The sequence below is a fragment of the Aeromonas oralensis genome, assembly GCF_049665575.1.
Taxonomy (GTDB): Bacteria; Pseudomonadota; Gammaproteobacteria; order Enterobacterales; family Aeromonadaceae; genus Aeromonas; species Aeromonas hydrophila.
Genome location: NZ_CP187186.1, coordinates 3593653 through 3617975 on the forward strand (window position 1 = coordinate 3593653; position 24323 = coordinate 3617975).

Consider the following 24323-nt stretch of genomic DNA (forward strand, 5'->3'; position numbering starts at 1 on the left):
AGGGCCCGAGGCTCGCTCAGGCGCTCTCCAGCAAGCGGTCGATGCAGTGCACCACCTGCATGCTGGCGTTTTCCATGGTCTTGAGCTGCTCGACCATCCCTTTGATATCCCCCTGCTCGCGCGCGTGCAGGGCAGCCTTGCCGCTCTCGTGGACCCGCTTGTGCGGCCCGTCCAGTTCACGAAAGCCCGGCTTGTGGGCAAAGAGCTCGGCACCCTGCCCCTCTAAATACCATTTACCCAACCTGCACTGAGCGTGGTCGCTCACCGGCTCGTGAAAATGCTGCTGATCGATGAGCCGATAGATGGTGTTTTTCCAGACGGCGTGATCCAGCTTGGTGGTATTGAGGAAGGAGGTGGTGGCCGCGCTGTGGATCACCTGCTGCATCCGGCCAGATTGTGCCAACACCTGGGTCACCACCACATCGATCTGGGAGGAGGAGGTCGCCACTTCGGCGGCACTGGCCTGGTTGTCATCGATGATGGACTTGATCTCCTGTGCCTGGGCCACTATCTGCTTGACCAGCACCTCGATCTGGCTGCTGGCCTCATGGGCCTTGCTCGCCAACTGACGCACCTCATCGGCGACCACGGCGAATCCTCGACCAGCTTCACCGGCCCTGGCCGCCTCGATGGCCGCATTGAGTGCCAGCAAGTTGGTCTGCTCCGAAATCCCCTGGATGGCGGTCACGAACTGGTTGATGGCGGACGTGCTGGTATCGAGCTGATGGACGGCCGTGAGACTGCGAACAGCCTCATCCGTGATGGCATGGGCACGATTGGAAAGACGGGTGATGGCGCCCCTTGTCTGGGCAAAGAGCTGATCCAGCTCGCAGAGTGCTCCCTTTTCCGCCATCAGGTGCTCGGCACTGCCGGCCAGTGCTTCCCGCACGCTCTGCAACATCTCTCCCCCCTGATTCTGACAGGAGATCACCTGATTGAAGAGATCGCCACGCTCCCGACTGGTGCGCTGCATGTGCTCGTACTCACCGATGGTGGCACGCAATTCGGCCAGCTCGCTCTGGTGCTGCTGCTCTTTGAGAAGCAACGCCTCCCTAAGCTGTTGATTCTCTTTTTCAAGCTTGCGGTTGAACCACATATGGCCTCCGGATGGCATAGGTGCGGGCAGTCGATGTCAAAGGGAAGCCTCTGGCTCTCTTGTCTCTGTCGATGCTGGCGGATCCCGGGCCGGATTTCACCTGTAAATGCAGGATCTTTGATCCTGATCCTGATTCCAATCGAGGCCACACGCATAACTGTGCAAAAGATCGCCGCAAAGAGGCCGGGTGAGGTAGATAAGAGGAAGAGGAAGAGGAAGAGGAAGAGGAAGAGGAAGAGGAAGAGGAAGAGGAAAAAGAACGCGAAAGTGCCAGCCCTACAAAAAATGAAGCCCAATGTCATCAAGACGTTGGGCTGTAAAAAGGTGCTACGGAATTGCGACTCTCATCGCAGAAAATTAGAAGGGGTCACCTTCTAAACTGGCACAGGGATATTAACGAGGCGCAAACGTTTTACATAGCGTAATAAACCAAGATTGAGAACGGCATCTCACTATTTAAAAAATTCCCTGCCAGCCACGGCCGCCCTCTTGGCAATCCTCCAAATATCAGTACAGCCCACCACCAGAAACAGAAAAGCCCTGACGAGTCAGGGCTTTGCCGGTAATAAGATAGACTAGAAGCGGCGCACGAACTCGCTCACCGGCAGCTCGCGCAGCTTGCGGGCCTCCAGCATGGGGGTACCGAGGTAGAGGAAGCCCACCAGCTGATCCTCCGGTGCCAGTCCCAACCCTTCATTGATCTGCTCGTCGAAAATGAACCAGCCGGAGCGCCAGATGCCGTTGAAGCCCTGAGCCTGGGCCGCCATCTGCATCGCCATCAGGGCGCAGCCGGCGGAGAGCTCCTGCTCCAGCCGCGGCACCTTGAGATGCTCCTGATACCGGGTTGCCACCGCGATCAGCAGCGGTGCGCGCAGCGGGGCTTCCTGACACTTCTTGATGCTCTCTTCATCCTCGCCGCGACTGCGAGCGGCCTGTGCCAGCAGGGTACCGAGCCGTTCGCGCCCCTCCCCTTCAAACAGGATGAACTGCCAGGGGGTCAGGGTGCCATGATCCGGCGCCCGCAACCCGGCCTTGAGGATATTGTCGAGTATCTCGCCGCTCGGGGCGGGCTCGGCCAGACGACCACAGGAGTGACGATTCAGTAACAGGTGGAGGGCATCCATGGGCAGTTCCTTGTCAGGGGCTATGATGGCGCTACCTTAGCACAGCACCGGATGAAGAAAACCCCTGAGCATCAGGGGTTTGTCGCAATACGTGGCAGCCCGCTGACTAGATGACCGCCGCCAGTTCAGCCCCCTGGCGGATGGCGCGCTTGGCGTCCAGCTCGGCGGCCACGTCGGCCCCGCCGATGATGTGTACCGGCTTGCCCGCCGCCTGCAGACCGGCCTGCAGCTCCTTGAGCGGCTCCTGGCCGGCGCAGATGATCACCTGATCCACCGGCAGACACTGCTGCTGTTCGCCCACCTGAATGTGAAGCCCTTCATCGTCGATGCGCAGATACTGCACGCCGGAGAGCATCTCCACCTTGCGGTTCTTGAGCACGGTGCGGTGGATCCAGCCGGTGGTCTTGCCCAGGCCGTCGCCCACCTTGCTCTCCTTGCGCTGCAGCAGCCAGACCTGGCGCTCGGGGGCGTCGATCACCGGGGCCATCAGGCCGCCGCGCTCGCCGAGCTGCTTGTCGATACCCCACTCCTTGAGCCAGTGATCGCGACTGCGATCCCCTTGCCCTCTACCAGGTATTCGGCCACGTCAAAGCCGATGCCGCCGGCGCCGATCACCGCCACCTTCTCGCCCACCGGCTTGTGATCCCGCAAGACATCGAGGTAGCTCATCACCTTGGCATGCTCGATACCTGGAATGTTGGGGGTGCGCGGGCGGATGCCGGTGGCGAGGATCACCTCGTCAAAACCGCCACCCAAGAGGCTCTCGGCACTCTGGCGCTGGCCCAGATAGAGCTCGACGCCGCACTTCTCCAGCCGCTTGGCAAAGTAGCGCAAGGTTTCGTGAAACTCCTCCTTGCCCGGGATCTGCTTGGCGAAGTTGAACTGGCCGCCGATTTCGCTGGCCTGATCGAACAGGCTCACCTGATGGCCGCGCTCGGCGGCGTAGCAGGCAAACGCCAGCCCGGCGGGACCTGCGCCCACCACCGCCAGCTTCTTGGGCTGGGGCACCCGGCCAAAGGTGAGTTCGGTCTCGAAGCAGGCGCGCGGGTTGACCAGGCAGGAGGCCCGCTTCTGTTTGAAGACATGGTCAAGACAGGCCTGGTTGCAGGCGATGCAGGTGTTGATCTCGTCCGCTCTGTCTTCAGCAGCCTTGATGACAAATTCCGGGTCCGCCAGGAAGGGGCGCGCCATGGAGACCATGTCCGCCTCGCCGCCCGCAAGAATGCGCTCGGCCACCTCGGGGGTGTTGATCCGGTTGGTGGTGATGAGCGGTACCTTGAGGTGCTTTTTCAGCTCGGCGGTCACCCAGCTAAAGGCGCCGCGCGGCACGCTGGTGGCGATGGTGGGAATGCGCGCCTCGTGCCAGCCGATGCCGGTGTTGATGAGGGTGACTCCCACCTGCTCCAGCGCCTTGCCAAGGGCGATCACTTCCTCAAGGGAGGAGCCCTGCTCCACCAGATCCAGCATGGAGAGGCGGAAGATGATGATGAAATCCGGCCCGACCCGCTCACGGATGGCGCGGACAATCTCCACCGGGAAGCGCATGCGGTTTTCACTGCTGCCACCCCAGCCATCGGTGCGCTTGTTGGTGCGCTCGCAGATGAACTGGTTGATGAGATAGCCTTCCGACCCCATCACCTCGACCCCGTCGTAGCCCGCGCTCCTGGCCAGTTGTGCGGTGGCGGCGAAGTCGCGGATGGTGCCGCGGATCTGCCGCTCGCTCATGGCGCGCGGCTTGAACGGAGAGATGGGGGCCTTGAGGGCGCTCGGTGCCAGGCTGAATGGATGATAGGCGTAGCGGCCGGCATGGAGGATCTGCAGTGCTATCTTGCCCCCCTCCTGATGTACCGCACTGGTCACCTTCTTGTGCTTGGCCACCTGCCAGGGAAAGCTCAGCTGGGAGCCGTGGGGCACCAGCCGGCCACGCAGGTTGGGGGCGATGCCGCCAGTCACGATGAGGCCGACCCCACCCCGGGCCCGCTCGCCATAGAAGGCGGCCAGCTTGTCAAAGCCCCCTTCTCCTCTTCGAGGCCGGTGTGCATGGATCCCATCAACACGCGGTTGCGCAGCTGGGTAAAGCCGAGATCGAGGGGGGGTCAGCAGGGTCGGGTAACGGCTCATCATGAACTCCTTTTCGGGGCCCGGCTGGATGGCACCACGCCCATTCCCCGCCGCCTGGACTCAAGCCCAAGACACGACGGCAGGATGGGTGGGCGGCTCACAGGGCCTCCAGTTAATTTTTTGTTATCAAACCGAGGCTAGAGTAAAGAATCGAAAATGCTTTTTCAAACAAATGTTTGGACAATTTTTCGGCGAACAGACGTGTTCCGAACAACCGGGCTCCGATCCTGTCCAAGCGGAAATGGCATTTCACCGGCCAACTGGTTAATAATGGCGCTTCCCTCCCCATTAACAGGGCGATAACGCGACTATGTCTATTTTCAAAGGTCTGGGTTGGCTGTTTCGCAGCCTGTGGCGCCTGCTCAATTTCACCCGGCTGATGCTGGTCAATCTGCTGTTTCTCGTCGTGGTCTTGATCATCGTCTTCAGCGTCAGCCAGAAAGAGGCGCCCAGCGCCCCCATCGAAGGGGCCCTCACCCTCAATCTCTCCGGCGTGCTGGTGGAACAGCGCTCGCAGACCGATCCCACGGTGCAGCTGCTGCGCCAGGTGGACAACAGCGACGAGCTGCCCAGCGAGATCGTCCTCTCCGATCTGCTGTGGGCCATCAAAAGCGCCAAGGATGACGATCGCATCAAGGCGCTGGTGATCAAGCCCCAGGGGCTGCAGGGCACCAGCTTCTCCAAACTGCAGGAGGTGGCGAGCGCCATCGATGCATTCAAGGAGAGCGGCAAGCCGGTCATCGCCATGGCCGACTTCTACACCCAGGGCCAATATCTGCTGGCCGCCCACGCCAATCACGTGCTGCTCAACCAGAGCGGCGCCGTGGTGATCGAGGGGCTCGGCGTCTACCAGACCTACTACAAGTCGGCGCTGGAGAAGCTCAACATCACCCCGCACGTGTTCAAGGTCGGCACCTACAAATCCTTCGTCGAACCCTACACCCGTGACGAGATGTCCCCCGAGAGCAAGGAGGCGAATCAGCGCTGGCTGGATCAGCTGTGGCAATCCTATGTGGCCGACGTGGCCGAGCAGCGGGAGATCGAACCGGACGCCGTGGCACCGGGCAAGGATCGCTTCCTCGAGCTGCTGCGCAAGGCCGGCGGCAACGCCGCCAACTACGCCCTCGACAACGGTCTGGTGGACCAGCTGGCGACCCGCGACGAGATGACCCAGGCGGTGATCAAGGAAGTGGGCGAGAGCGATGACCACGGCTGGAAGGGCGTGGGCCTCAAGGAGTACCTGGCCGCCATCCCGAGCCAGTATCCCCAGAGCGGCAAGGATGAGGTGGGCCTCATCGTCGCCAGCGGCGCCATCATGGATGGTGTCCAGCCAGCCGGCACCATCGGTGGCGACAGCCTCGCCGACCTGCTGGCCGATGCCCGCCGCGACGACAAAGTGAAAGCCCTGGTGCTGCGGGTCGACAGCCCGGGCGGCAGCGCCTTCGCCGCCGAGCAGATCCGCGCCGAGCTGCTGGCCCTCAAACAGGCTGGCAAGCCGGTAGTGATCTCCATGGGCAGCTACGCCGCCTCCGGTGGCTACTGGATCTCCGCCGATGCGGACAAGATCTTCGCCTCCCCCGCCACCCTCACCGGCTCCATCGGGGTGTTCGGCATGTTCGCCACCATCGACAAGGCGCTCTCCCAGTACGGGGTACACTCCGACGGCGTCGGCACCACCGACTATGTCGGCGTCGGCCTGACCCGAGCCCTGCCGGAACACGTCGGCCAGGCGATCCAGCTGAGCGTGGAAGACACCTACCAGCGTTTCGTCGGTCTGGTGAGCAAGGGCCGTGGCCTGAGCCCGGAAGAGACCGAGAAAGCAGCCGAAGGCCGGGTCTGGACCGGTCAGGATGCCAAGGCGCTGGGACTGGTGGACGAGTTTGGCGATCAGGAGGCGGCCATCAAGGCGGCGGCCGAGCTGGCCAACCTCAAGGAGTGGCAGGTCACCCCCATCGAGCAGGAGGAGTCGGCCAAAGACAAGTTCCTGCGCCAGCTGTTCGACAGCAGCGCCCAAGTGCTGGCTTCCCACCTGCAGAGCTGGTTGCCGGCCGGGCTCGGCAAGGCACTGGTGGAGGTAAACCGCAGCCTGGACCCGCTGACCCGCTTCAACGATCCGCAGGGCACCTACGCCCTCTGCCCGGTCTGTACGCTCTGATCGGCAGCAAACGAAAAAAAACCGCCTTGGGGCGGTTTTTTTTATGGCGTGCGGGCTGCGTTCAGCCCAGCAGGCCGGCGCCGTGCCAGTGGTGCAACTCAGCCAGCACCCGGGTCTCTCGCACCGTCCACTGCGGACAGGGGCCTGCCAGCTGGGTCTTGTTGGTCTGCAGCGCCTCGGCCAGTTCGAACCAGCCAGGGGTGAAACCGAGCCTTATCTCGTAGGGCTGGGGCTGCGGTTCACACCACGCCTCCCCCACCTGACAGAGGTAGTAGAAGGAGCGGATGCAGTAGGCGTCGTAGTCAGCCTCGCGGGCCGGCCGGTACTCCCGCGTCTCGCCAAGCAGGGCACCGACCGCCACCAGCTCGGCGCCGCACTCCTCGCGCAGCTCGCGCGCGAGGGCCGTGCGGTGGCACTCCCCGTGCTCGATGCCGCCACCGGGAAACATCAGATCGCCGTTGACCCGGGAGTGCACCAGCAGCAGCTGGTCGCCGCGCAGCACCACGGCCCTGACGGTGACCCGCTCCAGCTGGCGGCCATCTGTGTTGACCCGACCGTGGGTGAGCCGGATGTCGAAGGGGTGTGGCCAGTCGCTGGCCAGAGATTCAATGTGGTTCATCAGGGTTCAGGGACGATAGGTCCCGCTTTTCAGTTGCTCAACCAGGGTGGCAGCCTGGCTGTCCAGGCTCTCCTGCTCTTGCTTGCTCAGGGAGTGATAGAGGCTGAAACGGGTGGCCGACACCTCGGCGGCATTCTGGAACGACTCGCTCACCTTGCCCCACAGATAGGCCTGTCCGTACTGCTTCTGGCCCATGTAGAGGGTGCTGAGGGAGGTAAGGACCCGGCCGTTGACCTGATCCCCTTCCCGGTAGAGGGAGAGGGCGTGCTGCATCAGCGCGATGGCCTTTTGCGGCTCGCGCTTGGCATAGATGCCCCCAAGTGCCAGTTGCAGCTCGGGCTCCTCCAGCACGGGTTGCCCCTCCAGCGCAAGAAACTGCTGGCGAGCCAGCTCGTTGGTGTTGTTGGTCCAGTGCCAGAGCAGCAGGTAGGGATCTTTGGCATTGCGGGTAGCGGCGTCGAGCTGGGCCAGCTGTTCGCCGGCCGCCAGCATCCCCTCCACCCGCGGGCTCTTCTGCTCGCGGGCCCGCTTGTACTCGATGTTGGTGGAGCGTTCGGCACATTTGAGATAACGCTCCAGGCTGCGCATCAACTCGTACTGGCGCCGCTCGGTCCCCTCCGCCTGCAGGTAGTAGCGGGCCCGGATGATGTCGCTGCGCTCGTAACGACACCAGCCGTCGTCCACCAGATCCTGACAGAGGGCCGGGTAATTGGCACAGATGTTGTGGATCCTGTCATCGTCACAGGCGGTGAGCAGCAGGCCGAAACAGAGGCCAAACAACAGGGAACGAGCTGGAAAAGGGGTCATGGTTCATATCTTGTTGGTAACAATTGCAGCCTGCCATTGCCACCCTTGGCTAGCAAACGGATTACATATCCATTACAATGCGCGCGCCGTATAAGGCCGCGACTGCAGAATAATATAACGAAATATACACCCCTACACTGATCTGCATTCGACGAATTTCTATTTGCCCCAACAACGTGAAATAAAGGATCTGGTTAATGACCCACGAGCACTATCTGCAGGCGTGGCAGGAGAGCCAGGAGCTCGCCGAAGCCATGCAACCCTTGATCGGTCGCCTCTACCGCCAGCAGGGGATCGAGATCACCATCTTCGGCCGCCCGCTGCAAAACGCCTCCACCATCGATATCCTCAAGGCCCACCGGGTCGTTCGCCGCCACCAGGGAGCTCCCCTCCCGATCCAACAGAGCTTTCCCCTGCTGCAAGCCATCCTGGCCCTGAACCCGACCGCCGCCGAGATCGATCTGGGCAAGCTGGCCGTGGGTTACTGGCAGGATCACCAGGATGAAGCCGGCATCGACGACTACCTTCGTGCCAAGCTGGCGCCGGCCCTGGGTCGCGGCGTACCGGCCCCCACCGACGTGGTGCTGTACGGCTTTGGCCGCATCGGCCGCCTGCTGGCCCGGCTGCTGATCGAGCGTACCGGCGCCGCCAACTCCCTGCGACTGCGCGCCATCGTGGTGCGCGGCGGTCGTGACGGGGATCTGGAGAAGCGTGCCAGCCTGCTGCGCCGAGACTCGGTGCACGGCCCCTTCAACGGCTCCATCGAGGTGGATGTGGAACGCAGTGCCATCATCGCCAATGGCACCTTCATCCAGGTGATCTATGCAAACAGCCCGGCCGACATCGACTACACCGCCTACGGCATTCACGATGCGCTGATCGTCGACAACACCGGGGTCTGGCGCGACGAGGCGGGGCTGTCTGAACACCTCAAGGCGCGCGGCGCTGCCCGGGTACTGCTGACCGCTCCCGGCAAGGGGGAGATGAAGAACGTGGTGTTCGGGGTCAACCACGAGGTGATTGGGCCCGATGACAAGATCATCTCCGCCGCCTCCTGCACCACCAACGCCATCACCCCGGTGCTCAAGGTGATGCAGGACAAATACGGCATCCGCCACGGCCACGTGGAGACGGTCCACTCCTACACCAACGACCAGAACCTCATCGACAACTATCACAAGGGCGAGCGCCGCGGTCGCAGCGCAGCCCTCAACATGGTGATGACCAGCACCGGCGCCGCCAAGGCGGTGGCCAAGGCGCTGCCCGAGCTCAAGGGCAAGCTGACCGGCAACGCCATCCGGGTGCCCACCCCCAACGTGTCGCTGGCCATCATCAACCTATCGCTGGAACAGACCACCGATCGGGAGAGCCTCAACGCCTATCTGCAGCAGATGGCACTGAGCTCGGCCCTGCATCGCCAGATCGACTTCAGCGCCAGCACCGAGCTGGTCTCTTCCGACATGGTGGGCTCCCGTTTTGCGGGCATCGTCGACTCCCAGGCCACCATCGCCGAGGGGGATCACTGCGTGCTCTACGTATGGTATGACAACGAGTTCGGGTACAGTTGTCAGGTAGTGCGGGTGATGGAACAGATGGCTGGCGCAGTTCGCCAGGATCTGCCGGTCTGATCCCGATTCGTCATGGCTCAATGTGCAAGGAGAAGGCCGGATGTCGTTTCAACAAGGTGAGTTTTTGCAAGCAATCAGGCAGATGCCCGCAGAGGTGTACGAGCGCCTCAAGACGGCGGTCGAGCTCGGCAAGTGGCCGGACGGCAAGCCGCTCACCGACGAGCAGAAGGCCACTTCCCTGCAGGCCGTGATGGCCTGGCAGGCGATGCACCTCGACAACCCCGAGCACATGAACATCGGCCGTGACGGCGAGATCGTGATGAAGAGCAAGAGCGAGCTCAAGCGTCAGTATCGCGACGAAGAAGAGATAGTGCGGGTCGACCTCAACCACTGAGCCTGACCCACCCGCCACAACGAAAGAGGGGAGCCAATATGGCTCCCCTCTCTTTTCCTGACATATCCCCTCATCCCCGGCCCTTCTCCCGCCAGGGGAGCAGACTCGCAGCTGCGAACAGTAAGCGGGCCACCTGCTGGCGATCTTCATGGCAAACCTCGCCACCTCGATCTATCCCCTCTCCCACTGGGAGAGGGTTAGGGTTAGGGGGAAACCAGTCAGGGGGTCAGCTCCCCGCGCAGCGACTGCTGCATCAGCTCGCGGATGCGCGGCGCCGGCAGATCCTGGCTCAGCAGGAAGTGCAGCTTGGTGAGCGCCGCCTCGGCGGTCATGTCGAAGCCCGAGATGACCCCGGCCCGCGACAGCGCATTGCCGGTGGCATAGCCCCCCATGTTGACCTTGCCGTGCAGACACTGGCTCAGGTTGACGATGATGACGCCGCGGGCCGACGCCTCGGAGAGCAGCGCCAGCATGGCCGGATTCTGCGGCGCATTGCCCACCCCGAAGGAGAGCAGGATCAGCGCCCGCACCGGCTGCTGCAGGATGTTGGCGATCACCTCGGCCGAGATGCCCGGATAGAGGGTCACCACGCCGATGGGCTGGGGGGTGATGTCGTGCAGCACCAGCGGCCGCTCGGACGGCACGCCCAGCTCGCCCGCTTCCAGCGAGATGGCAATGCCGGCGTTGAGCAGCGGCGGGTAGTTGGGCGAATCGAAGGCGTGGAAGCCGTCGGCGTGCACCTTCTTGCTGCGGTTGCCGCGGTAGAGCTGGTTGTTGAAGAACAGCGTCACCTCGTGGATCGGGTAGTTGGCCGCGATGTAGAGGGCATTGAGCAGGTTCTGCTGACCGTCGGAGCGCAGCTCGGCGAGCGGGATCTGGGAGCCGGTGATGATGACCGGCTTGTGCAGATCTTCGAGCATGAAGGAGAGCGCCGAAGCGGTAAACGACATGGTGTCGGTGCCGTGCAGAATGACGAAACCGTCGTACTTGTCGTAGTTGCCTTTAATATCCTCGGCGATGCGCTGCCAATCCGCCGGCGTCATGTCGGAGGAGTCGATGAGGGGCGCATATTCGTGAATATGGTAATCCGGCATCTCGGGACGATGGAACTCGGGCATCCGCGCCAGACAGTCTTCCATAAAGCCCGCCATCGGCACATAACCGTGGTCGGACCGCTGCATCCCTATGGTGCCGCCTGTGTAGGCGATGTAGATGGACTTCTTCACACCCTCTCCTCTTTGATGGGCACAACACCCGCGAATCGTGGCTAAGCCGGGGCGAAACGGCGGCATCGACTGCCCGCCGCGTTCGCCATGGGCCGAAAGCCCGCCCATGATAGCGCGCCGGGCAGCCAGCTCACATCCCACCAGTGTCGTCCGGCGGGCCAAAAACCGCCGAATTATAGGGACTGGCGCCCCAAATGACAGCCGGAAAATGGTCTGCAGCCGGTATTAAACGGCGACTAACCCAATAGTGTTAAATGTCACGAGATACATCAAGAGTGAACATTTATCTGACAAATGTGGATATAAGTGGTGCTTTTTGCTACTATCCGCTCGATTTTTCATAAATCTCATCTGGAAGCCTGAACCGTTCAGGCCCGCACCGGCCCCATTTTTACGTGGGGCGGGGGCATGTTGCCCCTTCTTTGTTGGCACCTGAGCCACACTGTTTTTATCCCGGCTGAATCTGTGAGTCTGCATCAACGAAAGACACAGCCAATCAACATGGGAGTACTGAATGCTACAACTTGATTCCTACGCCACCCTGGTCGCAGCCACCCTGGTGTTGCTGCTCGGTCGTTTGCTGGTGACCCGAGTCGGGCTGCTGCGAACCTTCAACATCCCCAAGCCGGTTGCCGGCGGCCTGGTGGTCGCCCTGGTGCTGCTGCTGCTGCGCTCCACCCTGCAGATGGAGCTGCAGTTCGATACCAGCCTGCAAACCCCGCTGATGCTGGCGTTCTTCGCCTCCATCGGTCTCTCCGCCGATCTCGCCAGCCTCAAGCGCGGCGGCAAGGCGGTGCTCACCTTCCTGCTGGTGGTCACCGGTCTGCTGCTGGTGCAAAACAGCCTGGGCGTAGGTCTGGCGACCCTGCTCGGTCTGGATCCCCACATGGGGCTGCTGGCCGGCTCCATCACCCTCTCTGGCGGCCACGGCACCGGGGCGGCCTGGGGTGCCACCTTCACCGAGAAATACGGGGTGCAATCCGCCGCCGAACTGGCCATCGCCTGTGCCACCTTCGGTCTGGTGCTGGGCGGCCTCATCGGTGGCCCGGTCGCCCGCTATCTGGTGAAAAAGGTGAAGGTACCCGGCGAGGAGCACAACCGGGATGACGCGCCGCAAGGCTTCGAGATGCCGGACATGGAGCGGCCGCTCACCACCTTCAGCCTGATCGAGACCCTGGCGCTGATCGCCATCAGCCTGAAAGGGGGCGAGATGCTCTCCGCCTACCTCAAGGGCGGTGCCTTCGAGCTGCCGGTGTTCGTCTGCGTGCTGTTCGTCGGCGTGCTGCTGCGCAACGTGCTGACCCTGCTGAACTGGCATGAGGTGAGCGACCGCGAAGTCTCCCTGCTCGGCAACGTCAGCCTGTCGCTGTTCCTGGCGATGGCGCTGATGAGCCTGCGACTGTGGGATCTGGCCAACCTGGCGCTGCCCATCTTCGTTCTGCTGGCGGCCCAGACCGTGGCCATGGCGCTCTACGCCATCTTCGTCACCTTCCGGGTGATGGGCAGCAACTACGATGCAGCCGTGCTGGCGGCAGGCCACTGTGGCTTTGGTCTGGGGGCCACCCCCACCGCCATTGCCAACATGCAGGCCATCACCCAGCGCTTCGGCCCCTCCCACCTGGCGTTTCTGGTGGTGCCCATGGTCGGCGCCTTCTTCATCGACATCATCAACGCCATGGTGATCAAGCTGTTCCTGGCACTGCCCTTCCTGTAATTCCTTTCCCGTCAGACGTCTATGAACAGAGCCCACCCATTGGTGGGCTCTGCCATTTCTGCTCGCCAGCGGCGCAACGCCCCACCCTTCATAGCAGCCCGCTGCGAGACGCATAAACAAAAAGCCCCGCGCTCGGCAGAGGGCGGGGCTTTGTCATGACGGCCGTGCTCGCCGCGTGTCAGAACTTACAGGATAAAGGTCGAGACCTGCTGGTTCAGGTCGGTGGCCCGGCCCTTGAGGCTCTCGGCCTGATCCAGATCTCGCATGGCGGCGGCGGTGATCTCGTCACTCACGTCCTTGATGGCGGTGGTGTTCTGGGTGATCTCGCCGGTCACCTGGGTCTGCTCCTCGGCGGCGGTGGCGATCTGACCCGCCATGTCGGAGATGAGCGACACCGCCTGGGTGATCTCTTCGAGCGCAGCGGCAGCGGCATCGGCGTCTTTCACGCTGTTGTCCGCCAGCCCCTGGCTGGTCTGCATCAGGCTCACCGCACGGGCCGTGGTCTGCTGCAGGGTCTCGATGGTGGACTGGATCTCCTGGGTGGAGTCCTGGGTACGGCGCGACAGCACCCGCACCTCGTCCGCCACCACCGCGAAACCGCGACCCTGTTCACCGGCGCGGGCCGCTTCGATGGCGGCGTTCAGAGCCAGCAGGTTGGTCTGCTCGGCGATGCCCTGAATGGTGGAGAGGATGCCGGAGATGGCCTGGGCGTGGCGGCTCAGCTCGCCGATCACCTCGGTCGCCTGCCCCACTTCCTCGGCCAGACCGTTGATGGACTGACGGGTCTGGTTCACCAGCATCTTGCCCTGCTCACTGCTCTGGGCGGACTGCTGGGCCGCAGCGGCGGTGTTCTCGGCGTTGCCGGCGATCTCCATGGTCGCGCTCGCCATCTCGGTGACGGCGGTGGCGACCATGGTCACCTCCTGCTGCTGGCGCTGCAGCTCGTCCACGGCGGCCTGGTTGGTCACCAGACTGCGCTCGGCATCGGCATTCAACTCGTTGGCCAGCTTGCGGATATTGCCGATCAGCTGGTGCTGGCTGCCGACGAAGCGGTTGAAGCTGTTGGCCAGCTGACCCACTTCGTCGTTGGTGTCGATCTTGATGCGCTGGGTCAGATCGCCGTTACCGTCGGCGATGCGCGCCAGGGCCTGGGAGACCTTGCTGAGCGGGCCGAGCAACATGCTGACCAGCCAGGAGATGGCGAGGATGCTGCCCACCAGCACCAGCAGGGCCAGGCCGAGCTGGGTCATCAGCAGGGAAGAGAGCGGCGCCTCCAGGGTCTCCTTGTCCAGTACCAGCACCAGTTCCCAGTCGGTATCGGGGATGTCCACCGCCCACAGCAGCTTGTCGCGCCCTTCGTTGTCGAAGTAGGCCGGCACCAGGCTGTTGCTGGTCTTGCTCTGCTCGATCAGGGCATTGGTCAGATCGTTGTCGATCTCGGTGGCCGGCTTCATCGCCTTGGCGGCGTCCTTGTAGGCGATGACGGTGCCATCCTTGTGCATCATGATGGCAAAACCATCGGCCGGCAGCTTCATCTTGGTGACGTCTTCCACCAGCGAGGCGATGGAGAGGTCGCCGCCGACCACGCCGCCCTGAGCCGGCTGGGCCAGGGTCACCACCATGATGTTGTAGGCCACATCCAGATAGGGTTTGGTCACGATCAGGCCGCCCTTGCTCATCGCTTCCTGATACCAGCCACGGGAGCGGGGATCGTAACCGTCACGATTGATGGAGGGATCGGAGTCGTTCATCTTGCCGCCGCTCTCGCCAAAATAGGTGAGCTGGAAGCGGCCGGAGACTTGTGCCTGTTGCAGGGCGTTGAGGGGTTCGGCACCGGCCTTGTTGCCGAGCGCCTGAATGACGTCGCGACGGGCCGCGAGCCAGTCACTGACACTGGCGGCCTGCTGGCTGCCGAGGCGTTGTACCTGTTCCTGACTGCCTTGCAGCAACAGGGACTTCTGGCTGGTATAGCTCTGCCAGGAGAGCAGCAGGATCACCAGCGACAGGGCGATCACCACCGACAACAGTATCTTCTGCTTGAGTGATAGGTTTTTCATCATGCGTTCTTCTTATGAGGTCAGGAACAGGATTTCCCAAAAAGTGCACAGCACTGCGTAGTTATTAACGACCCGTCGGCATAAAACTGAACCGGAAAATGGGCCGGCGGGCGATATTTTCCACCGAGTTGGGGAAAACTGCACCAGAAATTGACTACGAGGCACGCACAAGGACAGCCGACCCTGTTTATTCCTTCCACAATTGGCTAGAATATCCCGTTTTTAAATCACATCGACCCCGAGAGTTTTCACGATGTTTGAAGTCAATCCTGTATTAAACAAGCTTAAGGAGCTGTCTGAGAGGACCGAGCTGCTTAGGGGGTACCTTTGACTATGACGCCAAGAAAGAGCGTCTAGAAGAGGTCAACGCCGAGCTGGAACAGCCGGACGTCTGGAATGAACCCGAGCGCGCACAGGCGCTGGGCAAGGAGCGCGTGGCGCTGGAAAACGTGGTCGGCACCATCGATACCCTGACCCAAGGCGCTGACGACGTGGCCATGCTGGTCGAGCTGGCCGTGGAAGGTGAAGACGAAGACACCTTCAACGAAGCCGTGGCCGAAGCCGACGTGCTGGAAACCAAGCTGGTGGATCTCGAGTTCCGCCGCATGTTCTCCGGTCAGCACGATTCCTCCGACTGCTACATCGACATCCAGTCCGGCTCCGGTGGTACCGAAGCGCAAGATTGGGCCAACATGGTCCTGCGCATGTACCTGCGCTGGGGCGATGCCCACGGCTACAAGCCCGAGCTCATCGAATGCTCCGAAGGCGACGTGGCCGGCATCAAGTCCGCCACCATCAAGTTCACCGGTGAGTATGCCTTCGGCTGGCTGCGTACCGAGACCGGCGTGCACCGCCTGGTGCGCAAATCCCCGTTCGATTCCGGTGGCCGTCGCCACACCTCGTTCTGCTCGGTGTTCGTCTACCCCGAGATCGACGATGACATCGACATCGAGATCAACCCGGCTGACCTGCGTATCGACGTCTACCGTGCCTCCGGCGCCGGTGGTCAGCACGTCAACCGGACCGAATCCGCGGTACGTATTACCCACATTCCTACTGGGGTCGTGGTACAGTGCCAGAACGATCGTTCCCAGCACAAAAACAAAGATCAGTGTATGAAGCAGCTGAAGGCCAAGCTCTACGAGCTGGAAATTCAGAAGCAGAATGCCGAGAAGCAAGCCCTCGAAGAGACCAAGTCCGATATCGGCTGGGGCAGCCAGATCCGTTCCTATGTGCTGGATGATGCGCGCATCAAGGATCTACGTACCGGCGTCGAAACCCGCAACACCCAGGCGGTACTCGACGGCGACTTGGACAAGTTTATCGAAGCTAGCCTGAAATCAGGCCTGTAAAAAAACAGAACAGCAGGAATCACCATGTCTGAACAAACCACTACTCCGGAAGTCGACCAAACTCTCGATCTGAACAACGAGATGCAGGAGCGTCGTTCCAAGCTGGCCGCCTTGCGCGCCCAGGGCAACCCCTTCCCCAACGACTTCCGTCGTGACAGCCTCTCCGGCGATCTGCACGCCGAGTTTGGTGACAAGAGCGCCGACGAGCTGGCCGCACTGGGTAAACGGGTGAAGATTGCCGGTCGCATCATGACCCGCCGGATCATGGGCAAGGCATCTTTCGCCACCCTGCAGGACATGGCTGGCAAGATCCAGGTCTACGTCACCCGTGACGACCTGCCGGAAGGCTTCTACAACGAGCAGTTCAAGAGGTGGGATCTGGGCGACATCGTGGGTGTCGAAGGTACCCTGTTCCGCACCAACACAGGCGAACTCTCCGTTCATGTCTCCGACATTCGCCTGCTGACCAAGGCCCTGCGCCCGCTGCCCGAGAAGCACAAAGGTCTGACCGACCAGGAAGCCCGCTGCCGTCAGCGTTACCTGGATCTGATCGCCAACGAAGAGTCCCGCAAGACCTTCGTGACCCGTACCAAGGTCGTGGCCGGTATCCGCAAGTTCCTGAACGACAAGCGCTTCATGGAAGTGGAAACCCCCATGATGCAGGTCATCCCGGGTGGCGCCTCTGCCCGTCCGTTCATCACCCACCACAATGCGCTGGACATCGACATGTACCTGCGTATCGCTCCGGAACTCTATCTGAAGCGTCTGGTGGTCGGTGGTTTCGAGCGTGTGTACGAGATCAACCGCAACTTCCGTAACGAAGGTATCTCCGTTCGCCATAACCCCGAGTTCACCATGCTCGAGTTCTATATGGCCTACGCCGACTACATCGATCTGATGGATCTCACCGAAGAGATGCTGCGCACCCTGGCGCAGGACATCCTGGGCGACACCAAGATCCGTTACGCCAAAGAGGGCGAAGAGGGTCTGACCATCGATTTCGGTCAGCCGTTCCAGCGCCTCTCCATGGTTGACTCCATCCTGAAGTACAACCCGGATGTGACCCGTGACGATCTGGCGACCCTGGAGAAGGCCACCGCCGTCGCCAAGCGCCTGCACATCGAGCTGATGAAGAGCTGGGAACTGGGCCACGTGATCACCGCGATCTTCGAAGAGACCGTGGAACACATGCTGCTGCAACCGACCTTCATCACCGAGTACCCGGCCGCCGTTTCTCCGCTGGCCCGTCGCAACGACCAGAACCCGGACGTCACCGACCGCTTCGAATTCTTCATCGGCGGCCGCGAGCTGGCCAACGGCTTCTCCGAGCTGAACGATGCAGAAGATCAGGCCGAGCGCTTCCAGGCTCAAGTTGACCAGAAAGCCGCAGGCGATGACGAAGCCATGTTCTACGACGCCGACTTCGTGACCGCACTGGAACACGGTCTGCCGCCGACTGCCGGTCAGGGCATCGGTATCGACCGTCTGGTGATGCTGTTCACCAACAGCCACACCATCCGCGACGTCATCCTGTTCCCGGCTCTGCGTCCACAAAAGTAAGAGCCGAAGAAACAGGGCCGCAGCAGTACAGCTGCCGTCCATGACAATCAAAACGCCCCGCAACCGCGGGGCGTTTTTTTATGGCGGACACAAACCGGTGGCGAACCTTCAATACACCGCCAGCTTGCCGTTTATCAGGCCACTGGCAACTGCCACGACCCCTGCCACAAGGTGACGGCCTCACCGGCCATCAGCACCCTATTCTCCTGCAGTTCTAGCCGCAGCTCACCACCCCTTGCCGAGATCTGACGGGCCCGCAGCTGCCGTTTGCCGAGCCGCTCGGCCCAGAAGGGCACCAGGGCACAGTGGTTGGAGCCGGTCACCGGATCTTCCTCAACCCCGACCCAGGGGGCGAAGTAGCGAGAGACAAAGTCATGGTCCGGATCGCGCGAGGGCGCCGTCACCATCAGGCCGCGACCGGGCAGCGCACGCAGAGCGTGAAAATCTGGGCTAAGCGCACGAACCTCCTCCTCGCTGGCCAGCGCCAGCAAGAACTTGGCGCCAGCCGCCAGGGTTTGCAGCGGCTGGCAACCGACCGCAGCCGCATAGGCCGGATCCAGAACGAGCGGCACCGGAGCAATGTGCGGGAAATCGAGCCAGATCCACTCCCCTTCACGCCGGGCCAGCAGCTCGCCGCTGCGGGTCTCGAAGTGGATGACCTCATCCCCGGCCACCGCTCCCGTCTGCCACAGCACGTGGGCCGCCGCCAGGGTACCGTGGCCGCAGAGATCCACTTCCAGCTCTGGGGTAAACCAGCGCAGCTGATAGCGGGCATGGCCAAGGGGCACCAGAAAGGCGGTCTCCGACAGGTTGAACTCGGCCGCCATGGCCAGCAGGGTGGCATCCGGCTGGCTCGGCCCCAGCACCACCACCGCCGGGTTGCCGCCAAAGGGCTTCCTGCTGAAGGCATTGACATGAAACAAGCTGATGGTCGACATTCACGCTTCCTGTGTGGGTAATACGGGTTCATTCATCGCCCTTTATACCATGAGAGTCCTGTCGACCTGAGTCACTTTGCGACCCTCTCCATCGCCTTTTTAATGCAGTAATAGAATAAAAAAGACATTTTTATTCTTTGTTGTTATCCATCACACCCCTTAACCTGACCAAAAATCAGACCATGGAAGACGTGTGTGATGCAATTGAAGGACTCCCTGACCAACCTGACTCCCCTCTCCGACGAGCAGCAGCGACAGCTGAGCCAGGCGCTATCGACCCTCAACACCCAGCAACTGGCCTGGGTGAGCGGTTATCTCTACGGTCTCTCCCAGGCGGGCAGCCAGCCGGCCTTGACCGGCGCAGCAACCACTGCCACCAGCGGCAATCTGACCATTCTCTACGGCTCCCAGACCGGCAACGCCAAGGGCGTGGCCAGCGCCATCAAGGCGCAGGCCGAGGCGCGCGGTCTGCCGGTGACCCTCACCTCCATGGCGGACTACAAACCCAAGCAGCTCAAGAAAGAGACCCACCTGCTGGTGGTAGTGAGCACTTACGGGGAGGGTGAACCGCCGGAGAGCGCAGTCGATCTGTTCGAGCAGCTCAAGAAGGGCAAGGTCGGCAAGCTGGAAGGGCTCAAGTTCGCCGTGCTGGGGCTGGGTGACAGCTCCTATGAATTCTTCTGCCAGACCGGCAAGGACTTTGACAGCCTGCTGACCAAGGCTGGCGCCGATCGGGTGCATGAGCTCGCCAGCCTGGACGTGGATTATCAGGATGCCGCCAAGGCGTGGGGTGAACAGGCGCTCAATGCCATCGCCGCCACCCTCTCCGCCGGTCCTGCCGGCAGCAGCGTGGCCAGCGCGGTACAACAGGCGGTCGGCCACAGCCAGTACAGCAAGGAGAACCCCTTCCCGGCCAGACTCTCGGTCAATCAGAAGATCACCGGTCGCGACTCGACCAAGGATATCCGCCACATCGAGATCAGCCTTGAAGAGTCCGGCATCCGCTACCAGCCGGGCGATGCCCTCGGCATCTGGTTTGACAACGACCCCGCACTGGTAAACGAGGTGCTGGCGCTGGCCGGTCTCTCCGGCGACGAGGCCACCGCCCGCGGCAGCCTGCGCGAAGTGCTCAGCCGCGAGCTGGAGCTGACCCGCTTGCACGGCGGCTTTATCACCGGTCTTGCCGAGAACTCGGCCAACGTGGCACTGAAAGATCTGGCCGGCGACAAGGCCCAGGTCAATGCTCTGGTGGCCTCTGCCCAGGTAGTGGATGTACTGAAACGCTTCCCGACCGCGCTCACAGCCGAACAGCTGCTGGGCCTGCTGCGCCCGCTCACCCCGCGCCTCTACTCCATCGCCTCCAGCCAGAGCGAGGTGGAAGAGGAGGTGCACCTGACCGTCGGCGTGGTGCGCTACCCGCAGGAAGATGGCACTGTGCGCAGCGGCGCCGCCTCCTCCTACCTGGCGGACCGGCTGGCCGAAGATGCCGAAGTGCGGGTATTCGTCGAGCACAACGACAACTTCCGCCTGCCGCCAACCCCCGACACCCCCGTCATCATGGTGGGCCCGGGTACCGGCATAGCACCGTTTCGCGCCTTCCTGCAGGAGCGCGAGGCCCAGGGGGCCGAGGGCAAGAACTGGCTGTTCTTCGGCAACCCGCACTTCACCCAGGACTTCCTCTATCAGGTGGAGTGGCAGCGCTATGTGAAGAGCGGGCTGCTCAGCAAGATCTCGCTGGCCTTCAGCCGGGATCAGGCCGAGAAGGTCTACGTACAGCACCGCCTGCGGGAAGCGGGCCAGGAGCTCTATCAGTGGCTGGAAGCAGGCGCTCACTTCTATGTGTGCGGCGATGCCAACCAGATGGCGAAAGATGTGCAGGAAGCCCTGCTGGATGTGATTGCGGAACATGGCCACAAGAGCCGTGAGGAAGCAGAAGAGTATTTGAGCGAATTGCGTCGTGCCAAACGTTATCAAAGGGATGTCTATTGATGAGCAAGCAACTGATTCCAGGGCCGGTGGAAGGACCGCTGGCCGACAACGAACGTCTGAAACGCGAGAGCGATCATCTGCGCGGCACCATAGCGCAAGATCTCACAGACCCGCTCACCGGTGGCTTCAACGGCGACAACTTCCAGCTGATCCGCTTTCACGGCATGTACCAGCAGGATGACCGCGACATCCGCCCGGAGCGCACCGCCCAGAAGCTGGAGCCACTGCACAACGTCATGCTGCGCGCCCGCCTGCCCGGCGGCATCATCACCCCGGCCCAGTGGCAGGTGATCGACAAGTTCGCCGAGGATCACAGCCTGTACGGCAGCATCCGCCTGACCACCCGCCAGACCTTCCAGTTTCACGGGGTATTGAAGCGCGACATCAAGCTGATGCACCAGACCCTCAACAGCACCGGCATCGACAGCATAGCCACCGCCGGCGACGTGAACCGCAACGTGCTCTGCACCAGCAACCCGGTGGAGTCCGAGCTGCATCAGGAGGCCTACGAGTGGGCCAAGAAGATCTCCGAGCACCTGCTGCCCAAGACCCGCGCCTACGTGGAGATCTGGCTGGACGGCGAGAAGCTGGGGGGTGACGAAGAGCCGATCCTGGGTTCCAACTACCTGCCGCGCAAGTTCAAAACCACTGTGGTGATCCCGCCTCACAACGACGTGGACATCCACGCCAACGATCTCAACTTCGTGGCCATTGCCGATCACGGCAAGCTGGTGGGCTTCAACGTGCTGGTGGGCGGGGGTCTGGCCATGACCCACGGCGACACCAGCACCTACCCGCGCAAGGCGAGTGATTTCGGCTTCGTGCCACTCTCCCACGTGCTGGAAGTGGCGGCCGCCGTGGTCAGCACCCAGCGCGACTGGGGCAACCGGGTCAACCGCAAGAACGCCAAGACCAAGTACACCCTCGAGCGCGTCGGCGTCGAAGCCTTCAAGGCCGAGGTGGAGAGCCGCGCCGGCATCCAGTTCGGACCGGTACGCCCTTATGAGTTCACCAGCCGTGGCGATCGCTTCGGTTGGGTAGAGGGGATCGACGGCAAGCACCACCTGACCCTGTTTATCGAGAACGGCCGCCTGCTGGACTTCCCGGGCAAGCCCCTCAAGACCGGCATGCTGGAGATCGCCAAGGTGCATCAGGGGGATTTTCGCCTCACCGCCAACCAGAACCTGATCATCGCAGGCGTGCCTGCCGGCGAGAAGGCCCGTATCGAAGGGCTGGCACGCCAGTACGGCCTGCTGGATGACGGCGTGAGCGAACAGCGCAAGCAGTCCATGGCCTGCGTGGCCCTGCCCACCTGCCCGCTGGCGATGGCCGAGGCAGAACGCATGCTGCCGGCCTTCGTCACCGACCTTGAAGGGCTGCTGGCCAAACACGGTCTGGCCGATGACGCCATCATCTTCCGGGTCACCGGCTGCCCCAACGGCTGCGGCCGCGCCATGCTGGCGGAAGTGGGTCTGGTGGGCAAGGCGCCGGGTCGCTACAACCTGCACCTAGGGGGCAACCTCGAGGGGACCCGCATCCCGCGCCTGCACCTGGAGAACATCACAGAGCCGCAGATCCTGGCCGAGCTGGATGCCCTGATCGGTCGCTGGGCCAAGGATCGCAACACTGGCGAGTGCTTCGGCGATTTTGTCATTCGCGCCGGCATCATAGCCCCGGTCATCGACTCTGCGAGGGACTTCTATGCAGCCTGATCAGACCGATACAGAGCGGCTGGCGCGTACCGCCGACGGCCGGCTCGACCTCGACGCCCTGCTGGCCTTGAGTCGCGAGGAGCAGGTCGAGGCACTGGCCCCTATCAATCGGGCTCTCGATGCCATCAGCGCCCCCGAGCGGGTGCGCTGGGCCCTGGCCAACCTGCCGGGGGAGCATGTGCTGTCATCGAGCTTCGGCATCCAGGCGGCACTGATGCTGCACCTGGTGAGCCGCGAGCGGGCCGATGTGCCGGTGGTGCTGACCGATACCGGTTATCTCTTCCCCGAGACCTACCGCTTCATCGACGAGCTGACCGAGCGGCTCGCCCTCAACCTCAAAATCTACCGGGCCGAGCTCACTCCGGCCTGGCAGGAGGCCCGCTTCGGCCTCCTGTGGGAGCAGGGAGTGGAGGGGATCACCCGCTACAACCAGCTCAACAAGGTGGAGCCGATGGACCGCGCCCTGAACGAGCTGGGCGCACGCACCTGGTTCTCGGGCCTGCGCCGGGAGCAATCAGGCAGCCGGGGCAAGTTGCCGGTGCTGGCCATCCAGCGCGGCCGCTTCAAGTTCCTGCCGGTGATCGACTGGAGCAACAAGGACGTCTTCTACTACTTCAAAGAGTTCGACCTCCCCTACCACCCGCTGTGGGAGCAGGGCTACCTGTCGGTGGGCGACGTGCACACCACTACCAAGTGGGAGCCCGGCATGAGCGAGGAGCAGACCCGCTTCTTCGGCCTCAAGCGCGAGTGCGGCCTGCACGAGGAGAACGGCGAGAACGACGGCTCCGGCATCTGAGCCAGAAGGCCCGCCCGCACGGCGCCCATAAAAAAGGCTCTGTCCCAGTTATGTGTTGAAAGGCTAATCTTGAAGTAGGTCATCACCTTGAGGGCCTCCACCATGGATACCCAAGCCTTTCAACACCTACTGTCCCTCTTCCCATTACTCACTTTGCGTCAGCGTCGTCTCGCGCAACATGAACTCACCACCCCTCACCCCATCACCTCGTTGGCCACTCAACTGCCCGCATGCCAATGCTGCCCTCACTGTCAGGCCGAGGCCACACAGTTGGCTCCCTGGGGCTGGTCTCGCGGGCTGCGCCGTTATCGCTGCAAGCAGTGTTTGCGCACCAGTTCCGTTCTCACCAACACGCCTCTCGCCCGACTTCGCAAGCCACAATGCTGGGAAGACTATGCTCAGGCCCTCATCGAAGGTCTGACCGTCCGGCAGGCGGCGCTCCGCTGTGGGGTCGGTAAAAACACCGCCTTTTTATGGCGCCACCGCTTCCTGAAGGCCATGGCTAGCCACCAGGCAGTACGGGAAGAGGGTATCGTCGAGGTCGATGAGACCTTCTTCTTAGCGTCGTTCAAAGGACAGCGCGGATTGCCCCGCCCGGCCCGCCATCGTGGAGGCAAAGGCTGTACCCGAGGCACAGGGCCGGATTACATCCCGGTGATGGTGGTGCAAGACAGAGCAGGTCACCTGGCTGACTTCCAGTTGAAGCAGCTGAATGCCAGGGCAGTTAAGGCGGTGCTTGAGCCGCTTATCGCCCCGGATGCCGTCCTGTGCAGCGATGGCGCTGGGGTGTATGCCAGTTTCAGCAAGTCGCAGGGCATGACCCACCAAGTGGTGCACAACCGTGCGGGAGAGCGAGTGGTAGGTGCATATCACATCCAACATGTGAACGGGTACCACAGGCGATTGAAGGAGTGGATGGAACGGTTCCATGGGGTCGCGACCCACTATCTGAGGAATTATCTGGGTTGGCGAAGGATGTTGGAGCGCTATGGGCGGGAAGTGAATATCTCATGTTGCTTGCATGAGGCGCTGGGGCGCCCCATGCAACACGTAATTGGGACATAGCCATAAAAAACGCCCGGTAACTGCCGGGCG

At 62.3% G+C, this 24323-nt stretch carries 18 protein-coding genes and 1 pseudogene; 11 read left to right on the plus strand and 8 right to left on the minus strand.

Features of this window, described 5'->3' with window-relative positions:
• Positions 1 to 16 precede the first annotated feature (16 nt).
• Entirely contained in the window at positions 17 to 1096 is a 1080-nt protein-coding gene (locus ACPDZI_RS16615) for a methyl-accepting chemotaxis protein (RefSeq protein ID WP_202009153.1), read from the minus strand.
• 117 nt (positions 1097 to 1213) lie between these two features.
• Here ACPDZI_RS16615 and ACPDZI_RS16620 point away from each other — a divergent pair, with 117 nt between their 5' ends.
• Entirely contained in the window at positions 1214 to 1474 is a 261-nt protein-coding gene (locus ACPDZI_RS16620) for a hypothetical protein (RefSeq protein ID WP_438833495.1), read from the plus strand.
• Positions 1475 to 1671: 197 nt separating this feature from the next.
• Here the strand turns inward: ACPDZI_RS16620 and ACPDZI_RS16625 are convergent, their stop codons facing one another.
• Both ACPDZI_RS16625 and ACPDZI_RS16630 read right to left on the minus strand, forming a co-directional pair.
• Positions 1672 to 2220, minus strand: a complete 549-nt coding sequence (locus tag ACPDZI_RS16625) for an NAD(P)H nitroreductase (protein WP_438833496.1) — start codon at positions 2218 to 2220, stop codon at positions 1672 to 1674.
• Positions 2221 to 2326: 106 nt separating this feature from the next.
• Positions 2327 to 4341 (minus strand): annotated as a pseudogene (locus tag ACPDZI_RS16630) (FAD-dependent oxidoreductase).
• Between the two features lie 310 nt (positions 4342 to 4651).
• Here ACPDZI_RS16630 and sppA point away from each other — a divergent pair.
• Positions 4652 to 6496 carry a signal peptide peptidase SppA gene (gene sppA / locus ACPDZI_RS16635; RefSeq protein WP_438833497.1) on the plus strand — a complete coding sequence of 615 codons (1845 nt, stop codon included), beginning with the start codon at positions 4652 to 4654 and terminating at the stop codon, positions 6494 to 6496.
• 61 nt (positions 6497 to 6557) lie between these two features.
• Here the strand turns inward: sppA and ACPDZI_RS16640 are convergent, their stop codons facing one another.
• The gene (locus ACPDZI_RS16640; protein WP_017409320.1) at positions 6558 to 7115 is read right to left on the minus strand and encodes an NUDIX domain-containing protein; all 558 of its coding nucleotides are present in this window, start codon (positions 7113 to 7115) and stop codon (positions 6558 to 6560) included.
• A gap of 6 nt (positions 7116 to 7121) precedes the next feature.
• Complete coding sequence (locus ACPDZI_RS16645; RefSeq protein ID WP_076360455.1) at positions 7122 to 7922, minus strand: DUF2989 domain-containing protein; 801 nt, start codon at positions 7920 to 7922, stop codon at positions 7122 to 7124.
• Positions 7923 to 8119: 197 nt separating this feature from the next.
• On the opposite strand from ACPDZI_RS16645, the gene ACPDZI_RS16650 reads away from it, so the two are divergent.
• Together ACPDZI_RS16650 and ACPDZI_RS16655 are read left to right on the plus strand one after the other, a co-directional pair.
• Positions 8120 to 9550 (plus strand): glyceraldehyde-3-phosphate dehydrogenase, encoded by a 1431-nt coding sequence (locus ACPDZI_RS16650; RefSeq protein ID WP_102988105.1) that lies wholly within the window; start codon positions 8120 to 8122, stop codon positions 9548 to 9550.
• 40 nt (positions 9551 to 9590) lie between these two features.
• Entirely contained in the window at positions 9591 to 9884 is a 294-nt protein-coding gene (locus tag ACPDZI_RS16655; RefSeq protein WP_011707127.1) for a YeaC family protein, read from the plus strand.
• A gap of 218 nt (positions 9885 to 10102) precedes the next feature.
• On the opposite strand, the gene ansA is transcribed toward ACPDZI_RS16655, so the two are convergent.
• Positions 10103 to 11110 (minus strand): asparaginase, encoded by a 1008-nt coding sequence (gene ansA / locus ACPDZI_RS16660; RefSeq protein ID WP_011707130.1) that lies wholly within the window; start codon positions 11108 to 11110, stop codon positions 10103 to 10105.
• Positions 11111 to 11624: 514 nt separating this feature from the next.
• On the opposite strand from ansA, the gene gltS reads away from it, so the two are divergent.
• Positions 11625 to 12824 (plus strand): sodium/glutamate symporter, encoded by a 1200-nt coding sequence (gene gltS, locus ACPDZI_RS16665; protein ID WP_016351764.1) that lies wholly within the window; start codon positions 11625 to 11627, stop codon positions 12822 to 12824.
• Between the two features lie 185 nt (positions 12825 to 13009).
• Here gltS and ACPDZI_RS16670 read toward each other — a convergent pair whose 3' ends face one another.
• On the minus strand, positions 13010 to 14881 hold the full coding sequence (locus ACPDZI_RS16670; protein WP_011707132.1) for a methyl-accepting chemotaxis protein: 1872 nt from the start codon (positions 14879 to 14881) through the stop codon (positions 13010 to 13012).
• Positions 14882 to 15134: 253 nt separating this feature from the next.
• Between ACPDZI_RS16670 and prfB the strand changes: the two genes are divergently transcribed.
• A protein-coding gene (gene prfB, locus ACPDZI_RS16675; protein ID WP_102988103.1) for a peptide chain release factor 2 occupies positions 15135 to 16233 on the plus strand; the annotation gives its coding sequence in 2 pieces (ribosomal slippage) (positions 15135 to 15209 and positions 15211 to 16233; 1098 coding nt in all).
• A 24-nt stretch (positions 16234 to 16257) separates the two neighbouring features.
• Entirely contained in the window at positions 16258 to 17793 is a 1536-nt protein-coding gene (lysS, locus tag ACPDZI_RS16680; protein ID WP_438833498.1) for a lysine--tRNA ligase, read from the plus strand.
• Between the two features lie 134 nt (positions 17794 to 17927).
• Here lysS and ACPDZI_RS16685 read toward each other — a convergent pair whose 3' ends face one another.
• A complete protein-coding gene (locus ACPDZI_RS16685; RefSeq protein WP_438833499.1) occupies positions 17928 to 18731 on the minus strand; it encodes a PhzF family phenazine biosynthesis protein in 804 nt (267 codons plus the stop codon).
• Between the two features lie 198 nt (positions 18732 to 18929).
• Between ACPDZI_RS16685 and ACPDZI_RS16690 the strand changes: the two genes are divergently transcribed.
• From ACPDZI_RS16690 to ACPDZI_RS16705, 4 genes are all read left to right on the plus strand, one after another.
• Complete coding sequence (locus ACPDZI_RS16690; RefSeq protein ID WP_438834589.1) at positions 18930 to 20720, plus strand: assimilatory sulfite reductase (NADPH) flavoprotein subunit; 1791 nt, start codon at positions 18930 to 18932, stop codon at positions 20718 to 20720.
• A complete protein-coding gene (gene cysI, locus ACPDZI_RS16695) occupies positions 20720 to 22432 on the plus strand; it encodes an assimilatory sulfite reductase (NADPH) hemoprotein subunit (protein WP_438833500.1) in 1713 nt (570 codons plus the stop codon). Before ACPDZI_RS16690 ends, cysI begins: the two co-directional genes overlap by 1 nt.
• A complete protein-coding gene (locus ACPDZI_RS16700; RefSeq protein ID WP_130631798.1) occupies positions 22422 to 23228 on the plus strand; it encodes a phosphoadenylyl-sulfate reductase in 807 nt (268 codons plus the stop codon). The genes cysI and ACPDZI_RS16700 overlap by 11 nt, the downstream gene beginning before the upstream one ends.
• Before the next feature lie 102 nt (positions 23229 to 23330).
• Positions 23331 to 24293, plus strand: a complete 963-nt coding sequence (locus ACPDZI_RS16705) for an IS1595 family transposase (protein ID WP_438833501.1) — start codon at positions 23331 to 23333, stop codon at positions 24291 to 24293.
• Positions 24294 to 24323: the final 30 nt, after the last annotated feature.